Here is a 289-nt window from a genome sequence, read left to right on the forward strand (position 1 = left end):
GCTCGACGCCTTCCATGCGCTGCTCGTCGCTCAGCAGCGGCCAATCGCCCATGGATCCGCAATAGACGACCGCCGACATGCCGGCGGCGATCAGCTCGCGTCCCTTACGCGCGAGCGCCTCGAAGTCGGGCTGACGGTCGTTGGTGCAAGGCGTCATCAGCGCCGGCATGCAGCCGGAGAAGACAGTGGCGTTCATTCGGATTCTCCTTGAGCCTGGCATACAGATTGATCAGCATGCAGATTGATCAGTTTGTCCCGGAGCGGTACCGCTTGCCAAGCGGATAGTCGC

1 protein-coding gene is annotated in these 289 nt (G+C 62.3%); it reads right to left on the reverse strand.

The annotated features are described in order from the left end of the window. Positions 1-196: dihydrodipicolinate synthase family protein (locus tag EN869_RS34065; protein ID WP_189508270.1), on the reverse strand; the 196-nt coding region annotated here is incomplete at its 3' end. Positions 197-289 lie beyond the last annotated feature (93 nt).

Origin of the sequence: Mesorhizobium sp. M2D.F.Ca.ET.226.01.1.1 (assembly GCF_004022705.2) — a bacterium.
GTDB lineage: Bacteria > Pseudomonadota > Alphaproteobacteria > Rhizobiales > Rhizobiaceae > Mesorhizobium.